General features: G+C 58.7%; 1 pseudogene. It reads right to left on the reverse strand.

Features of this window, described 5'->3' with window-relative positions:
- Positions 1-466: pseudogene (locus tag ACTQW0_RS08510) on the reverse strand (IS21 family transposase); the annotation flags it as partial.
- Positions 467-627 lie beyond the last annotated feature (161 nt).

A 627-nucleotide genomic window follows, 5' to 3' on the forward strand; every position in this document is an offset into this window, starting at 1 on the left:
TGGAGAAGGGGAAGCTGAGCACCAGGAAGTGCATCCTCACGCGCTCTCCCCCGGCCAGCACGTCGACGTCGCCGAAGTCGGCCTGCGCCTCCCCCGGCGCCCAGACAAGCTCCATATAGCAGTCGGACGCCGCGGATATCTCGGCCTTGCGCCTCCTCACGTAGTTCTTGACGGTTCCGTAGCCGCCGTCGTAGGCGGTCTCGTCCAGCAAGCGCTCGTATATGCGCTTTGCGCTGTGTCGCTGCTTGCGCCATACGCGCTGGTCGCCGAGCAGGATCTCGTCGACGAAGGGCTTGTAAGGGTCAAGGATCGACGGGCGCGATTGCAGGCTCGGGGCCTGCGGCGAGAAATCGTCCATCGCGATGTACTTGCGGATCGTCGGTTGGGATATCCCCGTCCTGCGCTGTATCTCCGCATTGGAGAGGCCCCTTCTCGACATCTCTCGTATACTTTCGATCATTGGCATGCTGATCATCCTTCCTGCCTCCTGTGCAATTGTCAGTTGGTAGCTGCAATTGCAACGGTAGGCCTAGCTGGTCGGCATGCCTTTGCCTTTTCTGAAATTTTTCGTTTCCGTAGATGAAAAGAATGGGTGCCGCACTAGCAACAATCAGATTGCCCTAAACA

Origin of the sequence: Collinsella sp. LCP19S3_B7, assembly GCF_052121795.1 — a bacterium.
Taxonomy (GTDB): Bacteria; Actinomycetota; Coriobacteriia; order Coriobacteriales; family Coriobacteriaceae; genus Collinsella.